Source organism: Candidatus Nitrosotalea sp. FS (assembly GCF_011319475.1).
In the GTDB taxonomy this organism is placed as follows: Archaea; Thermoproteota; Nitrososphaeria; order Nitrososphaerales; family Nitrosopumilaceae; genus Nitrosotalea.
This window is the reverse complement of the sequence record NZ_RCMC01000148.1, coordinates 1-19,772: the sequence shown is the minus strand read 5'-3', so window position 1 is coordinate 19,772 and position 19,772 is coordinate 1. Positions and strand designations below refer to the sequence as shown.

25 protein-coding genes, 1 tRNA gene and 3 pseudogenes are annotated in these 19,772 nt (G+C 38.1%); 14 read left to right on the top strand and 15 right to left on the bottom strand.

Features of this window, described 5'->3' with window-relative positions:
• The first annotated feature begins 100 nt into the window (after window positions 1–100).
• Both DYY66_RS05255 and DYY66_RS05250 read left to right on the top strand, forming a co-directional pair.
• Window positions 101–331 (top strand): hypothetical protein, encoded by a 231-nt coding sequence (locus tag DYY66_RS05255; protein ID WP_166286829.1) that lies wholly within the window; start codon window positions 101–103, stop codon window positions 329–331.
• Window positions 332–365: 34 nt separating this feature from the next.
• Complete coding sequence (locus tag DYY66_RS05250; protein WP_166286827.1) at window positions 366–1,346, top strand: DHHA1 domain-containing protein; 981 nt, start codon at window positions 366–368, stop codon at window positions 1,344–1,346.
• Here DYY66_RS05250 and DYY66_RS05245 read toward each other — a convergent pair.
• Window positions 1,339–1,794 carry a RidA family protein gene (locus DYY66_RS05245; RefSeq protein ID WP_166286825.1) on the bottom strand — a complete coding sequence of 152 codons (456 nt, stop codon included), beginning with the start codon at window positions 1,792–1,794 and terminating at the stop codon, window positions 1,339–1,341. The two genes, DYY66_RS05250 and DYY66_RS05245, sit on opposite strands and share 8 nt — an antisense overlap.
• 62 nt (window positions 1,795–1,856) lie before the next feature.
• Here DYY66_RS05245 and DYY66_RS05240 point away from each other — a divergent pair, with 62 nt between their 5' ends.
• The gene (locus tag DYY66_RS05240; RefSeq protein WP_166286823.1) at window positions 1,857–2,093 is read left to right on the top strand and encodes a hypothetical protein; all 237 of its coding nucleotides are present in this window, start codon (window positions 1,857–1,859) and stop codon (window positions 2,091–2,093) included.
• Window positions 2,094–3,526: 1,433 nt separating this feature from the next.
• Here DYY66_RS05240 and DYY66_RS05230 read toward each other — a convergent pair.
• Window positions 3,527–4,411: a hypothetical protein gene (locus DYY66_RS05230; RefSeq protein ID WP_166286819.1), complete on the bottom strand. Its 885-nt coding sequence runs from the start codon at window positions 4,409–4,411 to the stop codon at window positions 3,527–3,529.
• A gap of 84 nt (window positions 4,412–4,495) precedes the next feature.
• On the opposite strand from DYY66_RS05230, the pseudogene DYY66_RS14210 reads away from it, so the two are divergent.
• Together DYY66_RS14210 and DYY66_RS05225 are read left to right on the top strand one after the other, a co-directional pair.
• Window positions 4,496–4,825 (top strand): annotated as a pseudogene (locus DYY66_RS14210) (DUF255 domain-containing protein); the annotation flags it as partial.
• Window positions 4,826–4,903: 78 nt separating this feature from the next.
• On the top strand, window positions 4,904–6,610 hold the full coding sequence (locus DYY66_RS05225; protein ID WP_394352581.1) for a thioredoxin domain-containing protein: 1,707 nt from the start codon (window positions 4,904–4,906) through the stop codon (window positions 6,608–6,610).
• On the opposite strand, the gene DYY66_RS05220 is transcribed toward DYY66_RS05225, so the two are convergent.
• The 3 genes from DYY66_RS05220 to DYY66_RS05205 all read right to left on the bottom strand — a co-directional run bounded on the left by DYY66_RS05220 (window position 6,607) and on the right by DYY66_RS05205 (window position 8,707).
• Window positions 6,607–6,927, bottom strand: a complete 321-nt coding sequence (locus tag DYY66_RS05220; protein ID WP_166286817.1) for a hypothetical protein — start codon at window positions 6,925–6,927, stop codon at window positions 6,607–6,609. The two genes, DYY66_RS05225 and DYY66_RS05220, sit on opposite strands and share 4 nt — an antisense overlap.
• Before the next feature lie 369 nt (window positions 6,928–7,296).
• The coding region (locus DYY66_RS05210) for a hypothetical protein (RefSeq protein WP_218583617.1) at window positions 7,297–8,421 on the bottom strand (1,125 nt) is incomplete at its 3' end.
• Between the two features lie 4 nt (window positions 8,422–8,425).
• Entirely contained in the window at window positions 8,426–8,707 is a 282-nt protein-coding gene (locus tag DYY66_RS05205) for a hypothetical protein (RefSeq protein WP_166286811.1), read from the bottom strand.
• Between the two features lie 134 nt (window positions 8,708–8,841).
• Here DYY66_RS05205 and DYY66_RS05200 point away from each other — a divergent pair, with 134 nt between their 5' ends.
• Together DYY66_RS05200 and DYY66_RS05195 are read left to right on the top strand one after the other, a co-directional pair.
• Window positions 8,842–8,985, top strand: a complete 144-nt coding sequence (locus tag DYY66_RS05200; RefSeq protein ID WP_166286809.1) for a hypothetical protein — start codon at window positions 8,842–8,844, stop codon at window positions 8,983–8,985.
• Window positions 8,986–8,989: 4 nt separating this feature from the next.
• Entirely contained in the window at window positions 8,990–9,445 is a 456-nt protein-coding gene (locus tag DYY66_RS05195; protein WP_166286807.1) for a hypothetical protein, read from the top strand.
• A gap of 76 nt (window positions 9,446–9,521) precedes the next feature.
• On the opposite strand, the gene DYY66_RS05190 is transcribed toward DYY66_RS05195, so the two are convergent.
• The 5 genes from DYY66_RS05190 to DYY66_RS05170 form a co-directional block, all read right to left on the bottom strand.
• A complete protein-coding gene (locus DYY66_RS05190; protein WP_166286805.1) occupies window positions 9,522–10,031 on the bottom strand; it encodes a hypothetical protein in 510 nt (169 codons plus the stop codon).
• Between the two features lie 51 nt (window positions 10,032–10,082).
• The gene (locus tag DYY66_RS05185; RefSeq protein WP_166286803.1) at window positions 10,083–10,367 is read right to left on the bottom strand and encodes a winged helix-turn-helix domain-containing protein; all 285 of its coding nucleotides are present in this window, start codon (window positions 10,365–10,367) and stop codon (window positions 10,083–10,085) included.
• A 132-nt stretch (window positions 10,368–10,499) separates the two neighbouring features.
• The gene (locus tag DYY66_RS05180) at window positions 10,500–11,087 is read right to left on the bottom strand and encodes a metal-dependent hydrolase (RefSeq protein WP_166286801.1); all 588 of its coding nucleotides are present in this window, start codon (window positions 11,085–11,087) and stop codon (window positions 10,500–10,502) included.
• 84 nt (window positions 11,088–11,171) lie between these two features.
• Window positions 11,172–11,459 carry a hypothetical protein gene (locus DYY66_RS05175; RefSeq protein WP_166286799.1) on the bottom strand — a complete coding sequence of 96 codons (288 nt, stop codon included), beginning with the start codon at window positions 11,457–11,459 and terminating at the stop codon, window positions 11,172–11,174.
• A gap of 90 nt (window positions 11,460–11,549) precedes the next feature.
• The gene (locus DYY66_RS05170) at window positions 11,550–11,780 is read right to left on the bottom strand and encodes an Lrp/AsnC family transcriptional regulator (RefSeq protein WP_166286797.1); all 231 of its coding nucleotides are present in this window, start codon (window positions 11,778–11,780) and stop codon (window positions 11,550–11,552) included.
• 1,649 nt (window positions 11,781–13,429) lie between these two features.
• Between DYY66_RS05170 and DYY66_RS05150 the strand changes: the two are divergent.
• Window positions 13,430–13,955: pseudogene (locus DYY66_RS05150) on the top strand (YkgJ family cysteine cluster protein); the annotation flags it as partial.
• A 76-nt stretch (window positions 13,956–14,031) separates the two neighbouring features.
• Here the strand turns inward: DYY66_RS05150 and DYY66_RS05145 are convergent.
• Complete coding sequence (locus DYY66_RS05145) at window positions 14,032–14,808, bottom strand: G1 family glutamic endopeptidase (protein WP_166286789.1); 777 nt, start codon at window positions 14,806–14,808, stop codon at window positions 14,032–14,034.
• Between the two features lie 45 nt (window positions 14,809–14,853).
• Window positions 14,854–14,928 (bottom strand) — tRNA-Thr (locus tag DYY66_RS05140).
• Between the two features lie 126 nt (window positions 14,929–15,054).
• Here DYY66_RS05140 and DYY66_RS05135 point away from each other — a divergent pair.
• From DYY66_RS05135 to DYY66_RS05125, 3 genes are all read left to right on the top strand, one after another.
• On the top strand, window positions 15,055–15,582 hold the full coding sequence (locus DYY66_RS05135; protein WP_166286787.1) for a hypothetical protein: 528 nt from the start codon (window positions 15,055–15,057) through the stop codon (window positions 15,580–15,582).
• A 251-nt stretch (window positions 15,583–15,833) separates the two neighbouring features.
• Window positions 15,834–16,079 carry a hypothetical protein gene (locus tag DYY66_RS05130; RefSeq protein ID WP_166286785.1) on the top strand — a complete coding sequence of 82 codons (246 nt, stop codon included), beginning with the start codon at window positions 15,834–15,836 and terminating at the stop codon, window positions 16,077–16,079.
• Window positions 16,080–16,134: 55 nt separating this feature from the next.
• Entirely contained in the window at window positions 16,135–16,293 is a 159-nt protein-coding gene (locus DYY66_RS05125; RefSeq protein ID WP_166286783.1) for a hypothetical protein, read from the top strand.
• Here DYY66_RS05125 and DYY66_RS05120 read toward each other — a convergent pair whose 3' ends face one another.
• Complete coding sequence (locus DYY66_RS05120) at window positions 16,294–17,139, bottom strand: class I SAM-dependent methyltransferase (protein WP_166286781.1); 846 nt, start codon at window positions 17,137–17,139, stop codon at window positions 16,294–16,296. It lies immediately after the preceding gene.
• Between the two features lie 51 nt (window positions 17,140–17,190).
• Here DYY66_RS05120 and purS point away from each other — a divergent pair, with 51 nt between their 5' ends.
• Complete coding sequence (purS, locus tag DYY66_RS05115) at window positions 17,191–17,451, top strand: phosphoribosylformylglycinamidine synthase subunit PurS (RefSeq protein WP_166286779.1); 261 nt, start codon at window positions 17,191–17,193, stop codon at window positions 17,449–17,451.
• Here purS and DYY66_RS05110 read toward each other — a convergent pair.
• Both DYY66_RS05110 and DYY66_RS05105 read right to left on the bottom strand, forming a co-directional pair.
• Window positions 17,448–17,888: a cyclic nucleotide-binding/CBS domain-containing protein gene (locus tag DYY66_RS05110; RefSeq protein ID WP_166286777.1), complete on the bottom strand. Its 441-nt coding sequence runs from the start codon at window positions 17,886–17,888 to the stop codon at window positions 17,448–17,450. The two genes, purS and DYY66_RS05110, sit on opposite strands and share 4 nt — an antisense overlap.
• 133 nt (window positions 17,889–18,021) lie before the next feature.
• Window positions 18,022–18,627: a rhomboid family intramembrane serine protease gene (locus DYY66_RS05105; RefSeq protein WP_166286775.1), complete on the bottom strand. Its 606-nt coding sequence runs from the start codon at window positions 18,625–18,627 to the stop codon at window positions 18,022–18,024.
• Window positions 18,628–18,805: 178 nt separating this feature from the next.
• On the opposite strand from DYY66_RS05105, the gene purQ reads away from it, so the two are divergent.
• Window positions 18,806–19,486, top strand: coding sequence for a phosphoribosylformylglycinamidine synthase subunit PurQ (gene purQ / locus DYY66_RS05100; RefSeq protein WP_166286773.1), 681 nt, complete (start codon window positions 18,806–18,808; stop codon window positions 19,484–19,486).
• Window positions 19,483–19,772, top strand: a pseudogene (locus DYY66_RS05095) (phosphoribosylformylglycinamidine synthase subunit PurL); the annotation flags it as partial. The gene purQ and the pseudogene DYY66_RS05095, both read left to right, overlap by 4 nt.

The following is a 19,772-nucleotide window of genomic DNA, read 5'->3' as shown; positions in this document are numbered from 1 at the left end:
GTATTAAATTATTGCTAATTTAGAAATAAAAAATTAAGCAGTTGGTCTAATCTAACAACTTTGGTAATTATAGCGAAATTTATCATGATTTTTAGTAGCAATGAGCCAATGGGATGACGAATTTGTTCGTATGGTGGACAATTTTGTAGTAGAGACAAAAGACCCTAGAGTCTTGCAAGAGATTTCTGATCTTGATAGGGAATCTAGGCTACTTGGAATCTCGTTTTATGACATGTACTGTGTAGTGCTACAGGATGTCAAGGGACATCAAACCTTGGTTGCAGAATTTAAAACATACATGAGCTTGAAGAAAGCCAAGCCTGTTTTTTAGTTTAAATGAGGGTCATCAATCCCGTCAATAATCCATGGCAAGAACTAGAGTTGTTTGTGTTTCACATAAAGAAGATGCTGATGGAGTTAGCTCTGCATCGCTGATACGAAAAGCGTTTGGCGGAGAGACAAAACTGGTCGACTATCCTGGACTGATGAATGAACTAGAGGCACTAAAAAATGATGAAAAACTAAAGACACTATACATTTGTGATCTTGGACTGAGCAAATCAAACCAGGACCAGTTCGTAGAACTGCTCAAAGCATTACGAAAAAACAAAGTTTCCATTACTTACATTGACCATCATGATATCGAGGATTCAATAAAAAAGAAGATCAAGGCATTAAAGGTAAAACTGATTCATACAATTAACGAATGCACTACAGTACAGGTATACAATGCGTTCAAGTCAAAGCTATCTGATTATGGTTCTTTTCTTGCAGCATGTGCAGCAGTGACTGATTATATGGAAGACAGGCCAATCGGAGCTGCACAATTGCAAAGATTTGACAGACAGTTTGTGCTTTTGGAGGCAACAGTTCTTACATTTACAATTACCAGTCATCAAAAAGATCCAGAATTTTTGTTATATCTGGTCGATGAGCTAAGTGAATCAAAATACCCACATCAGATTAACAACACGTTTGAGTTTGCAAGAATTCAGGCAGAACGAATCTCTGGTGTTATACAAAAAGTCAAAGACAACATGAAGAAGATGAAAAATCTCTCCTACATGGAAGTCACAGATTCTGGCGCAAGCATGGCAGTAAACTTTGTTCTAGGATTGTCTGGAAAAGAAGTCGGGGTTTCATACAAACTGCGAGAAGAACAAGGAATCTATGCCGTATCAGTCAGAGGCGCAAAATCCTGTAAGGTGCATCTTGGCAGAATTGTAAACCAATTGGCAACAGAGCTTGGCGGCTCTGGTGGAGGACATGACAAGGCATGCGGTGCAGTCATACCAAAAGAAAAGATTGGAACATTTTTGAAAAAATTTAATTCAAAACTCAAATAGTCTCTGCAACCAAATCGATTTCTACCGCAGAATTCAAAGGTAGACTTGAAACTCCTAGTGCAATTCGTGTGTGTTTTCCCTTTTCTCCAAAGATTTCAAAAAGCAAGTCAGATGCAGCATTGATTATCTTTGGATGCTCGTAAAATTCTGGAGAACTATTGACAAACCCTGAAACTCTAACAATCTTTGATATTTTGTCCAGTGTGCCAAGTTCTGCTTTTAGTTGGGCCAAAACATTTGTTATACATAACTTGGCAGCCTTTTGGGCATCTTCAACAGATATGCTTGTTGGTACTTGACCTTTGAATTGTACCTGACCGTCCTTCATTGGAATCTGTCCTGATACAAATATCAGATTGCCTGTCCTTACAACAGGAATGTATGAACCTGCAGGCTTGGGAGGTGTAGGAAGTGTGATGCCAAGTGACTCTAGTTTTTCTTCAATCATGGATTGTTCTTTTGCATGACTTTATTTTATATCTTCATATAATTGTCCAAGCAAAACTCTCTATGGACAAAAAGTCACACGGTGAGGAACTCAAAAAAGAACTAGACATTTTGATATCAAGGATAAGTGCGTTAGAGGCATCATCAACTGATAAAGAAAAAAAATCTCTAATGGGCGTACTAAAAGTACTTGCGGAAAATCAAAAGCACTTTGTTGACGAGTTTGAACATCTAAAAAAAGCACTAGATCTAATGATGGTGCAGATCTTCAAAATGGACAAGGCAAAAACTGGACCCTGACCCAGTATTTTGATGTCCTGAGTCATAGCAATAAAAGATTAAATTCAGCCCCCAATTGTTGGGAAACAAATGTCTCATCCTACAACACCATCAGACAGCTCAAAACCCGTCCTAAAAGACAAGAATCCGCATAATTACAGAAAAGTTGGCTATTCTCTGATTGTAATCTCAGTATCGTTAGTTCTCATAGGCTTGCTAGTCTTGGCAATAGGTGGCAATTATCATTTTTCAGGAGACATCATGGCAAAACAAGAAATTGACTCCATGACGCCAAAGCATGGTTACAACATCATCTTCTTTGATTATACTCAGCCAATTGGTGCCAAGCTCAAACTTTTGGATTCTACAAGTACTCTTGAAGATGCTATGAAACTAAAAACACAATATGCTCCAAATTATAAAAATGACAAAGGCCAAGTCCTAATCTTTGATAATTCTATTAAAAACAATACAAATTCAATTTCTCTTACAGAAGTATATGCAATGACTCCTACATCTGGCTATGATGTAGTCTCTTTTAATACTGTAATGCCTGTTGGCGCAAGACTTGCTCCACAAACTCTTGATTCATCACTTGGTGCCGCAATAAATGACTCTGCAAGATACAGTTCCGCAAATGTAGATACACAAGTGCAAATACTGACTTTTACTTCGTCTTATGATGACAACCTAAAACAGATACTTGGCTCAGGTTATGACCCTACCTTGGTGTCTGAAAACATTAATCAAATAAAATTGATGCCACAAAAAATGGTTCCCCCGCCACCAGCTCCCGTGGTACACGTCAATACTACAAAAATAACACCTGTTTCACAAAATACCACGACCACTACAAATGCTACTGCAAAAATAACAAACAGTACTGGTGTCAAACTAACAAATTCATCAAGTACAAAACCTGGCTTGGCAGCAGGTACTAACAGTAGTCTATCAATGGTCGCAAATGTAACTACAACTAGTTCACCAAATCATACCACAACCGTATCAAACAATACCTCTTCTAACCATACAAAAACAGTATCTCTCTCAGAAAACCTATNATGCCACAAAAAATGGTTCCCCCGCCACCAGCTCCAGTGGTACAAGTTAATACTACAAAAACGACATCTATTCCACAAAATACACCAATCACTACAAATNCTAGTTCATCAAATCATACAACAACCGTATCAAACAATACATCTTCTAACCACACAAAAACAGTATATCTCTCAGAAAATCTGGCAGTAAACTCGACTTCTAAATAAAACCTAAATCAACTCATCGTCAATTTCTTCAATAGGCTCTAAAAATTGTATACAAGTACAAGTCCTTACAAGACACTTGCCAAATTTTACAAGTGATTTAGATTCTTGGGATGGTATATGTGCATCACTTGTATGGTGACATCTCTTACAATTCATGTTTGAACCATTTTCTAGTTTTATTTAACTCTAGTTTCCTACTTGGACTATGCCTTTTGAGATGAGCCACTGGATGCTTTGTACAAACTCATCATCAGTGGTTTGACCATCTGCCCACATTCCGGTGCTAGTTTTCAACCATGTTGGAATTTTTTGAGTGGAACTAGATACTGATACACCATGTGGAATCTGCATTACTCCCTTTGATATCAAATACTGGATTGCATTGGTAAATTCAGAGTCCTGCAGATCTCCATTAGACCAGCTTTTTGCAGTGGTTTTGATCCATTTTGGTATTGAAACATTACTGCTTTTAATTCCATCCGAATCTGAATTTATCATGTTTGTACTTGCCAACTTGTCTGAGAAATCAACAATCACTGGATTTCCACCAATTGTTACAATTTGTGAAGAATGTTCTTCTAGCAAAATACCTGTTTGGATATCGTATACAATCTTTGATGTGCTGTTTTCACTAGAATAGAATGCGGCAATGCTAGTTCTCTTGAAACCATTAAATTCTGTAATTATTGGTGTGATTGCGGTATCTGACTTGTTGTATGCAACTGGTGATGCTAAAACTTCAAGAAATGGTCTTACTTTGCTGGTATCCTGGTTGCTGTGTGCAAAACCTGTTTCTAGGTTTAGAATCAATGTAGTGTTTTGAACTTTATTTGCATCTACTTGGCTTTGTAATACATTGATGTTGCTTGCATTAACCATGTCTCCAAAAATATAGGTCTGAGAACTGTTGGTGTTTCTTAATGTAATACTATACTTTAGCATGTCTCCAGGGCTAGCACAAATGGTATGCGGCTTGCATGCATTATCCTGTTGGGCAAATGCCTGTTCTGTAGATATGGTGATACCTAGCACAGAAATTGCCAAAATCAGAAAAACTGGAGTAAATTTCATCGTGTAAATCTTATCCAGAAAGCATGTAAGATTATTCTTTCTGTTAAAGAGATCAATACAAATACTGTAATTTTCTTGTATGATATTGTATTGCCCAACAACCTGATAAAGGAATCCAGTCCATACCTTTTACAACATGCCGAAAATCCGGTCCAGTGGTATGCATGGGGAGAAGAGGCCCTAGAAAAAGCAAGACAAGAAAACAAACCTATCTTTCTTAGCGTGGGGTATAGTGCATGTCACTGGTGTCATGTTATGGCTCATGAATCCTTTGAAAACGAAGAGATTGCCAAGGCAATGAATGAGAATTTTGTTAACATCAAAGTAGACAGAGAAGAAAGACCTGATATCGATGATATCTATCAAAAGGTCTGCCAATTGACTACTGGCAGTGGGGGTTGGCCACTCAGCGTANAAGAAAGACCTGATATCGATGATATCTATCAAAAGGTCTGTCAGTTGACTAGTGGCAGTGGGGGTTGGCCACTCAGCGTGTTTTTGACTCCTGACCAAAGACCATTTTATGTTGGCACATATTTTCCACCTCTTGACAGTTATGGAAGGCCTGGATTTGGAAGCCTGGTATTACAGCTTGCACAAGCCTGGAAAGAAAAACCTGACAATGTAGAACAAGCCGCAGAAAATTTTGTCAACACTTTGCAAAAAACAGAGTCTGTTGCACTTGATTCCAAACTTGAAAGGTCCATCCTTGATGAGGCAGCAGTAAATCTCTTGTCAATTGCAGACAATACTAACGGAGGATTTGGTCAAGCCCCCAAGTTTCCAAACGCATCAAACTTGTCGTTTATGTTGCGATATTCTAAATTGTCTGGAATTGCAAAATTCCAAGAGTTTGTTTTCAAGACTTTGAGCAAGATGGCAAATGGAGGAATGTACGATCAACTCGGTGGTGGATTTCACAGGTACTCTACTGATTCTAGATGGCTTGTGCCGCATTTTGAAAAAATGCTCTATGACAATGCATTGTTACCACCAGTATATGCCGAGGCATACCAGCTCTCAAAAGATCCACGATATCTTGAGGTGATACATGACACATTACGATATGTCCTTGGACACATGACATCGCCTGAAGGCGGATTTTATTCTGCACAAGATGCAGACTCGGAAGGAGAAGAAGGAAAATTCTATGTCTGGAAGAAAAAAGAAATTCAAGAAATACTAGGAAAAGATTCTGACATATTCTGCTTGTATTATGACGTTACCGATGGGGGAAACTTTGAGGGCCACACGATTTTGTATAACAGCATGAATCTGTCTTCAATAGCATTTCACTTTGGCAAGAGTGAATCTGAAATACGACAAATTCTCAAACAATCACGAGAAAAACTCTATGCCGTAAGATCAAAGAGAATACCGCCAGGACGGGATGACAAGATTATGACAAGCTGGAATTCCCTCATGATTACCTCATTTGTCAAGGGATACCGTGTTACTGGGGAACCTGACTTTGTCCAGTCTGCCAAAAAATGTATTGAATTTATTGAATCTAGACTTACAAAAGACGGTGAACTGCTTCATACTTACAAGGATGGTCAATCAAAGCTTAGGGCATATCTTGACGACTACGCATATTTTGTAAATGCACTGCTTGATTATTTTGAGGTCGAGCCATCTAAAAAATACCTAGATCTTGCAGTATACTATGCAGATTACCTACTTGGTCATTTCTGGGATGCAACTCAAAAGAACTTTTTCTTTACTGCTGACAACCATGAAAAACTGATCATAAGGACAAAGAACATCTATGACTTGTCCTTGCCATCTGGAAACTCTGTTGCAGCAGGAGTCATGCTGAGATTATATCATCTCACACAAGAAAAAAAATATCTTGATGTATCAGTCAAAGTGATGGAGTCACTTGCAGTAATGGCTGCAGAAAATCCATTTGGATTCGGACAGCTGCTAAATGCGATATATGCATACTTGCAAAAGCCAGTGGAAATTACCATGATAAATCCAATAAACACCGACGTGAAAAATTATCTCTTGAAAAAATTCATTCCAGAGGCAATACTTGTCATGATTTCAAAAAAAGAGGATCTCGAATCTCTAAAAGATTTCCAGTTCTTTGCAGGAAAAGAATTTGATGCTACTAAAACCAAGGTCTATGTCTGCAGAGATTTTACATGCTCGCTGCCTCTTGAGACTGTACCTGAAATTGAAAAACTGGTCTAGATCTTTTTTATGTTTATTTCTAGTCTCTGGCCTACTGCAGGACTGCCCATTCTCTCATACCTTCGTTTTGGCATGGTAATTGTAATTGATGTCTGAGCATAACTCTTGATTGCAATTGTCGGCTGGGCCTGAAGTATGGCCTCTATGAATGGAGCTATCTGGTCTCGTAGTTCTGGGTCTAGTTTCTTGTTTATTGCCTCAAGCATGAGTTGTTTTTGTGAGACTGGCTCTGTCTGGACATCTTCTGTCAGGGTCAACTGGACTGTCTGACCGTTGTCAACTAGCTGTTGAATCTGATAATGAATTAACTCTGACATTGAATTATTGTTGAAATGTTGCAATTTAACTTTTCACAAATCTTGATTTGTTTTCTATCTCAAGGCTGGTTGATTCTATTGTCTGCCAGATATTGGAGTCCGCTGACAAACTCCTTGTCTGACATTTCTCCCGAGGACCATAACCACGCGTCTGTTTTTACCCAATCTGGAATCTTGCCAGAGTGAGTGACACTTGGTTGACTGGATGGAATCTTTACTGTGCCCTGATTTATCAAAAACTGGAGTCCGCTAGTAAATTCGTCATCTGAGATCGTACCCTGAGACCACCATTTTGCATTGTTTTTCATCCATGTTGGAATCTGTAATATGATGTTGATTTTTTGGTTCGAATTGTCTGGTTTCACATTNTTTTGCATTGTTTTTCATCCATGTTGGAATCTGTAATATGGTGTTGATTTTTTGACTCGAGTTGTCTGGTTTCACACTCGGGAGCCCTACGATAAAACTTGTAAAATCGAAATCTCCCGTTGTTGGATTGATAAGCTCCGCAGTGTATTTTCCATTTTTTTGATACTTGTCACTTGACAATATTGTAGAATTTAGTCCAGAAACCCCAAAGTTGTCTATCATGGTATTGTTGGAATCGATCACTAGAATCTCCATAGGTGATTTTTCTGTAAGCGCTCCGGTGTTTATGTCTAGTATGATGTCCTCACCTGGTTGGTATACTTTCTTGTCTGTGTTTAATTGATGAGTCATCTGAGGTTTTGGTTCTGCTTGACTGTCAAATCCGCCATCTCCGTATATTGATTTGATCTGTGCAATGTCAAGTGCTGTGATGTCGTAATGTTTTACACCAAGAACTGTTACGGTATCAATCATGATTGATGGCATGTCTTCTAGTCCATTGATGATATTGTGCAGTCTATCACTTGGTACCACATAATGCCCCAATCCAAATGAATGGCCAATCTCATGTCTGATTGTAGAAGCTAACTGGGTGCTTGTTGCTACTAGTCCCGTATAGTATGGCATGTCTACATAGGTATAGTATTCTTGGTTGTCTTGGAACCACTCTTTTTTGACCCAATTTGGCTGGACATCCGAGTAGTAAATTTCAATATTGGTCTTGCCTGTCTCAAAATTTGGAATTGTCACACCTGTTGCAATGAATCCACTAGGGTCTTTTTGTGGTTCTGGAAAGTAGTTTATTGTTGTGTCGCATTTTGTATAGTTAAAATTATTTTTTTCTGAAATCAAAACCTTGACTAGGTTGATATTCCAAACTAGGTGTTTTCCTAAACCTTGGTTAAGTTTTGTCTTCCAGTCAATTACTGCATACTCTGTTTCATCCAAAAGTTGTTTTCCAATAGTTGGAAATTTTGGATTTGGCTGTGGTTCTATGGCACAAATTGTTGGGCTGTGTTGAACTCTAATTGGCATCTGTAGAAAATAACCTGTAGCAAAGGCAGAGTTTGGAAAGACTAGGCCTGCAAAAACTATGATAACGACGACTAGAATTGCCTTTTTCAAATTGTCATACCTTGGCATCAAGTATGCTGCGTTTTATCTGGACTGACCTTACTTTTATCATCTGGGTAAATTCTTGTGTGTCCTCAAGTGCTGGTTTTTGTTTTTGGTTTTGGTATGCCTGGAGAAATCCTGAATAGATACAGCCAACTATGATTCCAAATGCATTTGCATCTACATCCTTTATCTCATCAGAATATGCCATTGCAAGCTGTTTGTATGATGCTGCCTCGCTGATATAGTAATCAATTAGACTATCGATGAATTTCTTTGTTGTACTTGGAATCACGAACTAGATTTTCCCTGCATTGTTTATAATGTTTGATTTTTGTAATTTCCAGTCTTAGATCTGCTGTAATTAGAGTAGTTGCAAACTAAATTTGACCACATGCATTTTTGAAGAGTTAACCCAAGAGGTCCATCATGCCAATCGAAGTAAACCGAGTAAACAAAGAATGCCCAAAGTGTAAGAATCCTACTATATTTAACACTGGAAAAGAGTACTTTTGCGGCAAGTGTCTTGCAACACTGAAGATAAATCAGGTAGCCGAAAAAATTACTGCATAGTATCATGTGGACAATTGATTTAGAAGACGAATATTTCAAGATCTACGATGACCGCAAAACACTTGCTGGTTATTTTGCCCCCGAGTATGGTGATATTCAACCAGAGGACAAGGCACACCAAGTCATACAGGATATGATAAAAAATCATGATCCGATAAAAGGTGGGTACATGATGTTGCCTCTTGTCAAGTTTGGAATATTCGAAGATGGCAAGGAGATGAGCCTTGATTATGTTGAGCAACAACTCCGTGAGGTTCACAACAGAATACTTGCCTGGAAAAACATGCTTACTGAAAAAGGAATTGCACATCATAAAATCTTGGTATCTCACACAGATCATGACATGTTAAGCATCACACTTGGAATAATTTTTTCATCTCCTGTTCCACTTGAAAAAAAAGAGATACTTGGAAATCTTGGAAGCATCTTGGATTTTGCACATCAAAAGGGTCTACTGTGAGCCACTAGATTTGGCAGTCTGATACGATTGGAGTGCGNATCTTGGAAGCATCCTAGATTTTGCACATCAAAAAGGTCTATTGTGAGCCACTAGATTTGGCAGTCTGGTAGGATTGGAGGGCATTCATCTCATACTGGAATGATTGTTGCAGCAACTGGTCTGACTTTGCGCTTGTTGCATTGTTTCCTGTCACTATCCATTCTCTTAGAGTTTCATCGCTTTGAATCTGTGTTTGAGTTGATAGTTTGAATAGCTCCAATGATGGTCTGAACAATTCTGGAGCTTTTAGGTCTTCATAGCGTGGAAGTATATTTTTGACTGCTAGTATGTGGGCATCAGTTATCTTTAACATCTGGTCTTTTGAAATCTGACCGTTCTTGTATTGTGTCAGATTTTGATCAAAACTCTGAGTTTCATTTTTTAGGTCTGACTGGATCTGTGCCAGTTGGTCTCCAAATCTCTGACCTGAAAGAGTCGTCTGGTCAAGGTAATAGTTGACAAGTATGACAATTGCTACTATGGCTATTCCTGAACCTATTGCAATTGGCATGGTATGACTTTTGCCTGGAGTCTTTTTTCGTCTCACAACCAAGCCAGTGATTAATATGAAATAAATCTATTTGACACAAAAATAATCTTATGTTCTAAACAACTGGCTAATCTCTACATCATTGTTATCCATATCCAGAAGCTCTGCAATTTTTTTATAATATTCTATAAACTGATCCCCTTTTTTGGTCAATTTGTAATGCTGCGTTTTCTTGTTGTATTTTACTAGTCCCTTGTCTTGTAGTATCTGAAGATAATTTATCAACAGCTTGTATGATAAAAACGCCTTGTACATTATCTGGGTTTTTGATGCGCCTGATCTTGTTGTTTCTAAAATTGCTTTTACAATGTCAACATGTTCTCTATATTTCATAAATATGCACTAGACCATGTCTTTGTTGCATTTTGAAATAAAATGCAGGGTTATACCTGAATTCCACACTAGTATATGGTGACACGCATATTTCAAATTTGATGAATTCCTATCAAATTTTCTAACTAAATCTTATCGAACAAATGTACTTGAGATCGATTCTTTTTTTGTGACAAGGACACTGACAATTCCAATTATTGCAATTGCTGCAATCTCAAATATTATCCAGTCTTCTCTTGGAAATTCAATTATCTTGTTTACAAAAGGCGTCAAGATTGGAAATCCAGATTCTGTTGAAAATATGTCGTATGATATGTGGGTAAGTATGCTTGTTCCAACTATGACTCCTAGGCGATAGTCATTTTTACGAAAGACTATCATTAGAACAACCACCGAAATAACTGCAAACGTGATGGAATGACCCATCCTTTGTATTCCTTCAACATGTAGAAGGCCAATCAGATGATCCGCGTCTATCAGAACTGCAAGAAATCCTCCTAACAGTATGTATCTGACTCTGAGTGTTACTATGGCTGCAACAACGCCCCATGCAAAATGCCCTATGATTTCTCTCAAGTTTAAGCTGCCGTGCGCTATTGGGTTTGTCAAAACAGTCTTGTCAGGTAGTACTGTGCTGACAAGTGAGAAGCCTGCAGCAAGGGAACAATAAACCGCAGAGACTGCTATTACAAACAAGACATCCTTTTTTTCTAGTTTCAATTATTGGTAAATGAAAAATGTTTGGCTACTTATGCGTTTGAATTCTGGTATGTATCTGATGAACTAAAAACGACACTCTAGTTGTTAGTCTATGTATTTTCCTTCTGCGTCTGCTTTTAGCTCTATTATCATTATGCTGCCGCTTATGTAAGAGTCATTTCTTGTTGTTCTTACCCGTCCAACCTCGATGTGGTATGGATATACATCTACTACTACAGTTCCAACTTTTACATCTGATGGTGCATCTGTAATTGTAATATCTTCTTTTTTAACTCCGTAATCTACCAGCTTTTTTATGCAATGATCCAGCAATGGTTGAGGTAGACCATGATTTATTGCCCAAACGGTGCCTTCGTATTCAATTTTTTCCAACTAGTAACACTCCAGTTTACCAGTATAATTATCATACTCTGAATAGATTAAACTGCAAGAACTTGGGCATTAATTGAGTAAAAACTGTTTTCAGGTTGTGGCCTTGAGGGTCATGGTACTCATAACCTGGGATAACGAGCGGATTTTCTGAGATAATATGGTATCAAATTCCTGAGAGTTTTTTGCCTGTATCTCTGCTATCACATCATAGGCACCAAATGTAACATGGGCATTTTTTACCTCTGGTATGGTCTTGAGCTCTTCAATTATGTAATCCTCTGCGCCTAGTTCGCAATTGATTAGTACAAATCCCTTTTCCACTATATTCTCATCACATTTACGTTACTTAACTTTTTGTCTGTTTCTATGAAATGCTATTTTGTCATGTTCTGGATTCTTGGGTCGTAGCATATTNATTTACGTTACTTAACTTTTTGTCTGTTTCTCTGAAATGATATTTACTTTGTCATGTTCTGGATTCTTGGGTCATAGCATATTGGAAAATATGGCTTGAGATTGCTGTTACATGAATCATTGATAATATTTTGTGAATCAAGGCATATTGTTTGGTTTAACATTTTACTATAACACTTGTCTAAAACAATCTGGAGCTTGCTGTCTTGCTCATCTATCTTTGTTATTATGGCCGAATTTAGGCCCATGTTTGCTATCTGTTGCAATCTATCATCGCTACACGCAGAGGCAGAACTAGAGTGGCACAGGCTCATCATCTGTCTTGCACTAGTGGCACATGTTGTAACGGAATCATTTCCACTTGCCTTGGAACATGTGTCAATAAATGACAAGACTTGGTCTTGGAAATAATCTGAATTGATGGTATTGTAATTGATGTTTTTTGCAATTATTTTATCAATTCTAGGGTCAGCACATGCTTGGATTTGATCAAATTTTTTAGTAGAACACTCTTGCTTTAGTTCCATCATTGTTGATTGGCAAGAAGAAATGTCTGACTGGACACACAGGTTTACCAGGTGAGAAATTGAACTATTCAGATCATGTGATGCTTCATTAATTTGATTCTGTGCAGCTGTTATTTTGAAGTCTACTGTACCTAGAAACTGGTCAAGTCTAGGATCCTTGCAAATTTCTACACTTGATGATTCTTGTCTGTTACACTCTTGCTTTAGNTTATGGCCGAATTTAGGCCCATGTTTGCTATCTGTTGTAACTTATCATCGTTACATGCAGAGGCAGAACTAGAGTGGCACAGACTCATCACTTGCCTTGCAGTAGTAGCACATGTTATAATGGAATCATTTCCACTTGCCTTGGAACACGTATCAATAAATGACAAGACTTGGTCTTGGAAATAATTTGAATTGGTTGTACTATAATTGATATTTTTTGCAATTATTTTATCAATCCTGGGGTCAGTACATGCCTGGATTTGATCAAATTTTTTAGTAGAACACTCTTGTTTTAGCTCCATCATTGTGGATTGGCAAGAAGAAATGTCTGACTGGACACACAGGTTTACCAGGTGCGAGATCGAACTATTCAGATCATACGATGCTTCATTAATTTGATTTTGGGCAGCTGTTATTTTGAAGTCTACCGTGCCTAGAAACTGGTCAATTCTAGGATCCTTGCAAATTTCTACACCTGCGTATTCTTGCCCACTACACTCTTGCTTTAGGTTAGAAACTGATGTCTTGCATCTTGTNTGTCCAAGCTCTGAAATTGCATGCAATCGTTTACAAGATTCAGATTTTCTGTATTATATTGGGAGGCAGATTTTGCAACACTTGATTTCTCATCCTGTCCTGTCATATAGTAAAATTCAATGTCTCCAACAATTGCAATTACAAAGATTGCAACGGCAGCAGATATCAAATAAATGATTTTACGCATACTGTATCCACCATGTTGTGATATATTGCAATTTGTACTTGGAACAATAAAGCAGCACAAATCTATACGAATAAAACCATAGGAAAGAAACACAACACTTGAGCGCTTTAGGCAACAGCACTAGAGAATATCCATGCATTTCATGTCATACAAATTGCTGTAAAGAATATACAATATTTGTTAACGCGCACGATATTTACAGGCTTGTAACAAATCTTGGAATTAAACCTCAAAGTTTTCTTGAGATTTATGGTGCAAAGGATTTTGATCTTGGTATAAAGGTAAAAGAAGGTCTAGTAGACCTTGCCTTGAAACAACAATCTGGGGCATGCATGTTTCTTGTAGAATCAAAAGATGTTTTCAGATGCACAGTAAACGAATTCAAGCCAGGTGTATGCAACTCATATCCATTTCAGCTAAGGGCTGGAAACCTAGTCCAGATGGATGATAAAATGTGTCCTGTTGATTGGGATACAAAAGAATTTGAAGCAATGATGGCAATCCATCTCAAAAAAGACGAGTCAGAATGGAAGTTCTACGATGATCTTATTGTGGAATGGAATGCAAAACATTGGATAAAAAAGCCACTAGATGCATTTCTAGAATTTATTCTGGCTAGAGTAGNAGAGTCTTCTTTAAAACTTGATTCCAATGTTATTAAGACTTGATTTTAAGTTGTATTTTAAATAAAAAAGAAGGTTTAGGGTGAATAAGTCACACTAAAACTGGATGTTGCACCAGAGTCAGTCAATGCAGATGGAGTAGAATTGCCTCCATTTGGATCGTGCATTGTAATTTGATCATATGTGCCTGTACCTTTACCATCTATAGCAATTGCATTGCCTGCAGAGTCAGTAAACTGTGCATTGGTGAAATTCATTGTTCCAAAGTTTGCAAGTGGTAATACTCCACCTGAATATGGGGCTTCAACTACCCATTCTGCTGATGAACGTTGGGCTTTTGCTTTGAATGTGTTAGAATATGATTTGCCTGTTGTTGCATCAGTTATTGACAATTGGAATTTACTATTTCCAACATATGCAACCTTTGCATTAAATACATCTCCAGCATGCACTATCATCCCAGTTATTTTGAATGATGGATGAGGATACATTTCAAACCAAGCATAGTTTTGTTGTGCTCCGTTTGAACAATCTTGCTCTGTACCAATTTGTTCTACAGAATTGTCAGAATATCCATCTATTCCAACCCATGCGGAGGAATATGTTGTACTTGGGCCACAAGTAAGTGTCGGAATAGTCCAACTACCTTGCACTGTTTTCACATAGTTACTAGCCGGTGAAGATATGTTAGAAATTGATGCATATCCACTCCAGTTTGAGCTAGTTCCTTCTTTCAACTTTATCCTAGGTGCTGAATGAACGCTATCTGCAAATGCAGAAAGTGGCGTCGTCATTATCATTGCTACAATTAAGACTGATGTCACGGCTGCAATTGCCTTGTTGTGATAAGTCATTGATTTGTACCGTGAAAAACAAGTATTTATGATTTAAGTAGAATAAGCCAACGAAGGGATTTGGACCCTCGACCTTCTGATTACAAGTCAGATGCTCTAGCCAGGCTGAGCTACGTTGGCATTAGGTTATGGACTCTGGAAGGTGGTTTAAAATGTTATCACACTTGAAAAACGATCTGATTTCTTCTACTACCTACTTTTCATACCACCATACGAAATTTATATCCTGATCTGCTGATTTTGGTATTGGTAGACACAGAAAAAAAATGTGATATCTGTGGAAATGAGTTTGAAAATTCTGATAAACTAGAGCAGCATAAAAAAGAATTACACCAGGAAAAGCCAAAGGCAAAACCTCAAGTTTCAAAATCCTCACGATACAAGGCTACCGGAATTGCTGCTGCCATTGCGGTGGCAATCATAATTGTTGTATATTTTTCTGACAGTACAACTTCTGTTGGAACTATACAGGGAGTAGAATGTGATCCGTTAGAAGGCACTGTTTCTCATATTCATGCACACCTTGACCTTGTAGTGGATTCCAAGCCTGTCACAATTCCTGCAGGAATTGGAATAAAGCCAAACGAGTGTCTCTATTGGTTGCATACTCATAACACCTCAGGTGTAATACACATAGAATCTCCGCAACAAACTGCCTTTACTCTTGGACAGTTTATTCAAGTCTGGGATACACAGCTGGCATCTCACCCACGTTTGAAGGTGCGACTCATGGCGACAAGAACATCAAGGTCTTTGTCAACGGTACTGAGGTGAAGGACAGCTATGAGAACATAAAATTATCTGCACATGACGAAATTGTTCTAGTATCTGGAATCGTACCACCATTAATTCCATCATCTTACGAGTTTGGTGGATTGTAAGGAGCTGTATCATNCTGAGGTAAAGGACAGCTATGAGAACATAAAATTATCTGCGCATGACGAAATTGTCCTAGTATCTGGAAATGTACCACAGGTAATTCCATCATATTACGAGTTTAATGGACTGTAAGGAGTTGTATTAGAATGCAAAAAATCAACACCAAAAAACTAAGGCCTGATACATCGCTTGTCAAGAGCAAGAAAAGATATTTTGTAGGCGATGCATGGTTAAACGACATTTCGATTAAACTACAAATCAAAGGGGAGAAAGCATATCTTGCAAATTTCAATAACGGCGCAAGAACAAAGGTGCACTACCATCAAGGCGGACAAATACTTGTGGTGACAAGAGGACAAGGAATGCTGTCATATACAAAAAAGCCAACATAAACAAGGATACTGTAAAGATACACAAACTCTCGCAGACAGTCTTGGAGAAGGTGATGTGGCTTTTATTCCAAAAAATACATTGCACTGGCATGGCGCATTAAAGGGAAAAAATTTTGCCCATATCGCACTTAACATATTTACAGAAAAGGCAAAAGAGGCAGAGACAATATGGTACGAATCTAATTTTGTATCCTATGCCACAAAAATAAAGTAACTAGTGATTAATCCCTGATGCAACTAGTACGGTCCAGGGAAATGTAATGTTACCATCTTTTTCATATCTTACCGCATTTTTTCTAGCATCTTGTTTTATCTTACTCATTACATCGCTGCCATGACTTTCTAGCTTGGACCTAATGGAATTTGCAGTAGAGTGCATATAGTCATTCCAGTACTCATCAAAGGTTCCTGGCTTGTATGCAAAATCATGTCTTGTCACTGAGACGCTCTCAAATCCTGCCTTTTTCAGCTCTGACTCTAAATCTTTGGGATTGCCAAACCTGTGAACCGTGGGTGTTCCATCTGGTCTAATGTCTGGAACATGTTCTAGGATGGGTTTCATTATGGTGCTAAAATATGGCACATCTTCTGCAAGTCCATGTACTGCTACAACTAGCATACCTTTGTGATTTAGAATATTTTTAATTGAAATCAGAACTTTTTGGGTGTCTGGAAAAAACATCAATCCATACTGACATGTAACTTTGTCAAACTTGAAATTCAATCCGATATTTTCTGCATCCATTTCTAAAAACATGGAATTTTCAAAAGCAATTGATCCTCTTGCTATGTTCAATGCTGCCCTTGATAGATCAATTCCAACCAAGAGCCCATTTGGACCCAAAACCTGCGAAATCTCTTTTGAAACAACACCTGTTCCACAAGCCACATCTAATATCTTATCATCAGGTTTGATGTTTGCCGTTTTGGTAATTTCTGTAGTAGATCTAAACGGTCCAATTTTTTTATCTGCCCAGTTGTAATGATATTCTGAAGCTACTGTATTCCAATTTGCCTTGGTGGTTATCTTGTACTGGGTCGGATCAAAAACTGGTTTCATTTTCTTGTTACCTTGCTTAAAGCTTAAATTGATTGTACATAAACGCATTTTATGCCTTCCTTCAAAGTCAATGTGATAATTGAAAACAAGCCTGAGATTGTAGACCCAGAAGGTGATACAATCTTGAATGACTTGATCCTCAAGGACAAAAAGACAAGTATCAAAAAGGTCCGCTCAGCCAAGATGCTCAGGTTTGTAATTGATGCAAAAAACAAGGAATCAGCAGAAAAAACAGTACTTGACATATGTAATCAATTTAGAATATTCAATCCTCTTGTAAGCAAGGTATCGGTTGAGACGCTAGGCGCTTAGCCGCTCTTTACCACTTTTCTATTGAGAGCAGTGACGTCATCTAATGCCCCGTCTATGAGCAGTTTACTTCGCAAGTATTTTGCAAGGTCAGTCTCAGTTATGATTCCGACTAGGTTATTGTTGTCCAGAACCAATAGCCTTCGTACATTCTTGTTTAGCATCTTTTGAACCGCATCCTCTATCTGTGTCATTGGCTCTACCCATCTAAAGTTGGGCGACATTATTTCTGATAATTGTACATCAACACTTTTTCTATCAGTTGTTGATACCTTGCGGGCAAGGTCTCTTTCAGTTACAAGTCCAATTGGTTTGCCGTCTTGCACCACAACAAGTGAGCTTATGCCCTTTTCTGCAAAAAGTAATGCTACGTCTTTTGCAGTCTTGTCATGTTCTATTGTGATTACAGTTCGAACCATGATATCGCGAACTAGACCCATAGCTAGTACCAACGAATATTAGAATAAAAACGATTCCACTCTTTTTGAAAATAAATTCATATGAAAATATGAATAATTTTTCCAAACTCTGATATTTCTTGATCTTGTTTTATGTAATAAAAAAACTACAATCTCAAGGCAAGTTTCTGTACGGGTTTCTCTTACGGCGTTCTAGTTCGATCAAAAGTTTAGTCAGTGCAAGTCCTGTAGCAAATCCTCCAACATGTGCTGCAAATGCTATTGAGAGCGATACAACAGAGCCAATGAATACGTAGAGTACTTGGATTGCAAGCCAGTAATATCCTCTGATGTCTCCAAGTGCTGCAGATATTCCAAGGATACCTGATATCGCACCTGATGCTCCAATGAGTACAGAATATCCATTTCCAAGTATGTATGTCGCAATGATTCCGTGAAATAGTGCACCGCCAAGTCCTGCCAACAGGTATAGTGCGATAAATTTTGGTCTGCCAATTGATCTCTCAGCAAATCCTCCCATGTATGACAGGGCAAATAGATTGAATGCAATGTGTGCAATGCCTGCATGAATGAACATTGAGGTAAATAATCTCAAAATGCTGTCTGGAATGTATCCTCCCTTGAATAACTCATTTGGAACAAACCCATAGTTGGAAATTATTGAATTCTGTGTATTACTGAATATTCCATACGCAAAAACCAGAATATTCACAACAACTAGGGTTGTGGTAACAGGAGGCAGAGTTCCTAACCTTAGCATCTTGTTTTGAAAACAGGCTTCTGTAATAAAACGATAGGGACACAATTTCTAGCATGTGCACTGATCGCTACGAGCAACATGCGATCATCATGTTTTCTATAAAATGGACCGCCTCCAGATTTGGTTTTAAAAAATTATTGCCGATTCAATTTAATATCTCTGAAAAGTAATGTAGTTTGTGAAGGTTGCAGTAATAGTATTTCCTGGAAGCAATTGCGATCGTGACATGCATCATGTACTGACTGATGTCTTTCACCTCCAGTCACAACTTGTGTGGCATACTGATGAACTGCCAAAAAATATTGATGCAATAGTGTTGCCTGGTGGTTTTTCATATGGGGATAGATTGAGGGCAGGAGTGATTGCAGCTCATAGCCCCGTCATAAAAGATGTAAAAAAAATGGCAGAAAAGGGAATGCCTATTCTTGGCGTGTGTAATGGTTTTCAGATACTAGTCGAGTCTGGTCTTTTGCCAGGGGCATTGCTGAAAAATACATCATTGAATTTTATGTGCAAATGGACTGAGATAGTTGTCAAAAACAACAAGACACCATTTACAAATAAACTCAAAATGGACCAAAGAATCCCAATTGCAATTGCAAATGGTGAGGGAAGATACTATGCAGATGGCAAGACACTTGAATTACTAAAGAAAAATAATCAAATCGTATTTACTTATGCCGAAGAAGTCAACGGTGCATCTCTTGGCATTGCCGGTATAAGCAACAAGCAAGGAAATGTTGTAGGAATGATGCCTCATCCTGAGAGGTCTGCTGAGCAGATAATCAATCCAAATAATTCCAAGCCTGCATCACTAATTTTTGAATCTCTTCTAAATACACTGGGCGTAACAGCATGAGTCTTACTCCTCAGGAGTCTGAATATCTTGAAAAAAAGATAGGACGAAAACCAAATCCACTGGAATTGCAAATTGTTGCAGCAGAATGGTCAGAGCACTGCTCATACAAGTCGTCAAAAAAACATCTCAAGATTTTACCAAAAGAAGGAAAACGTGTGATATCTGGTCCTGGTTATGATTCGGGGGTACTCGATGTTGGAGATGGATATGTTGTAACGGTTCACATTGAAAGCCATAACCATCCGTCTGCAGTGGAACCATATGGTGGTGCAGCAACAGGTGTTGG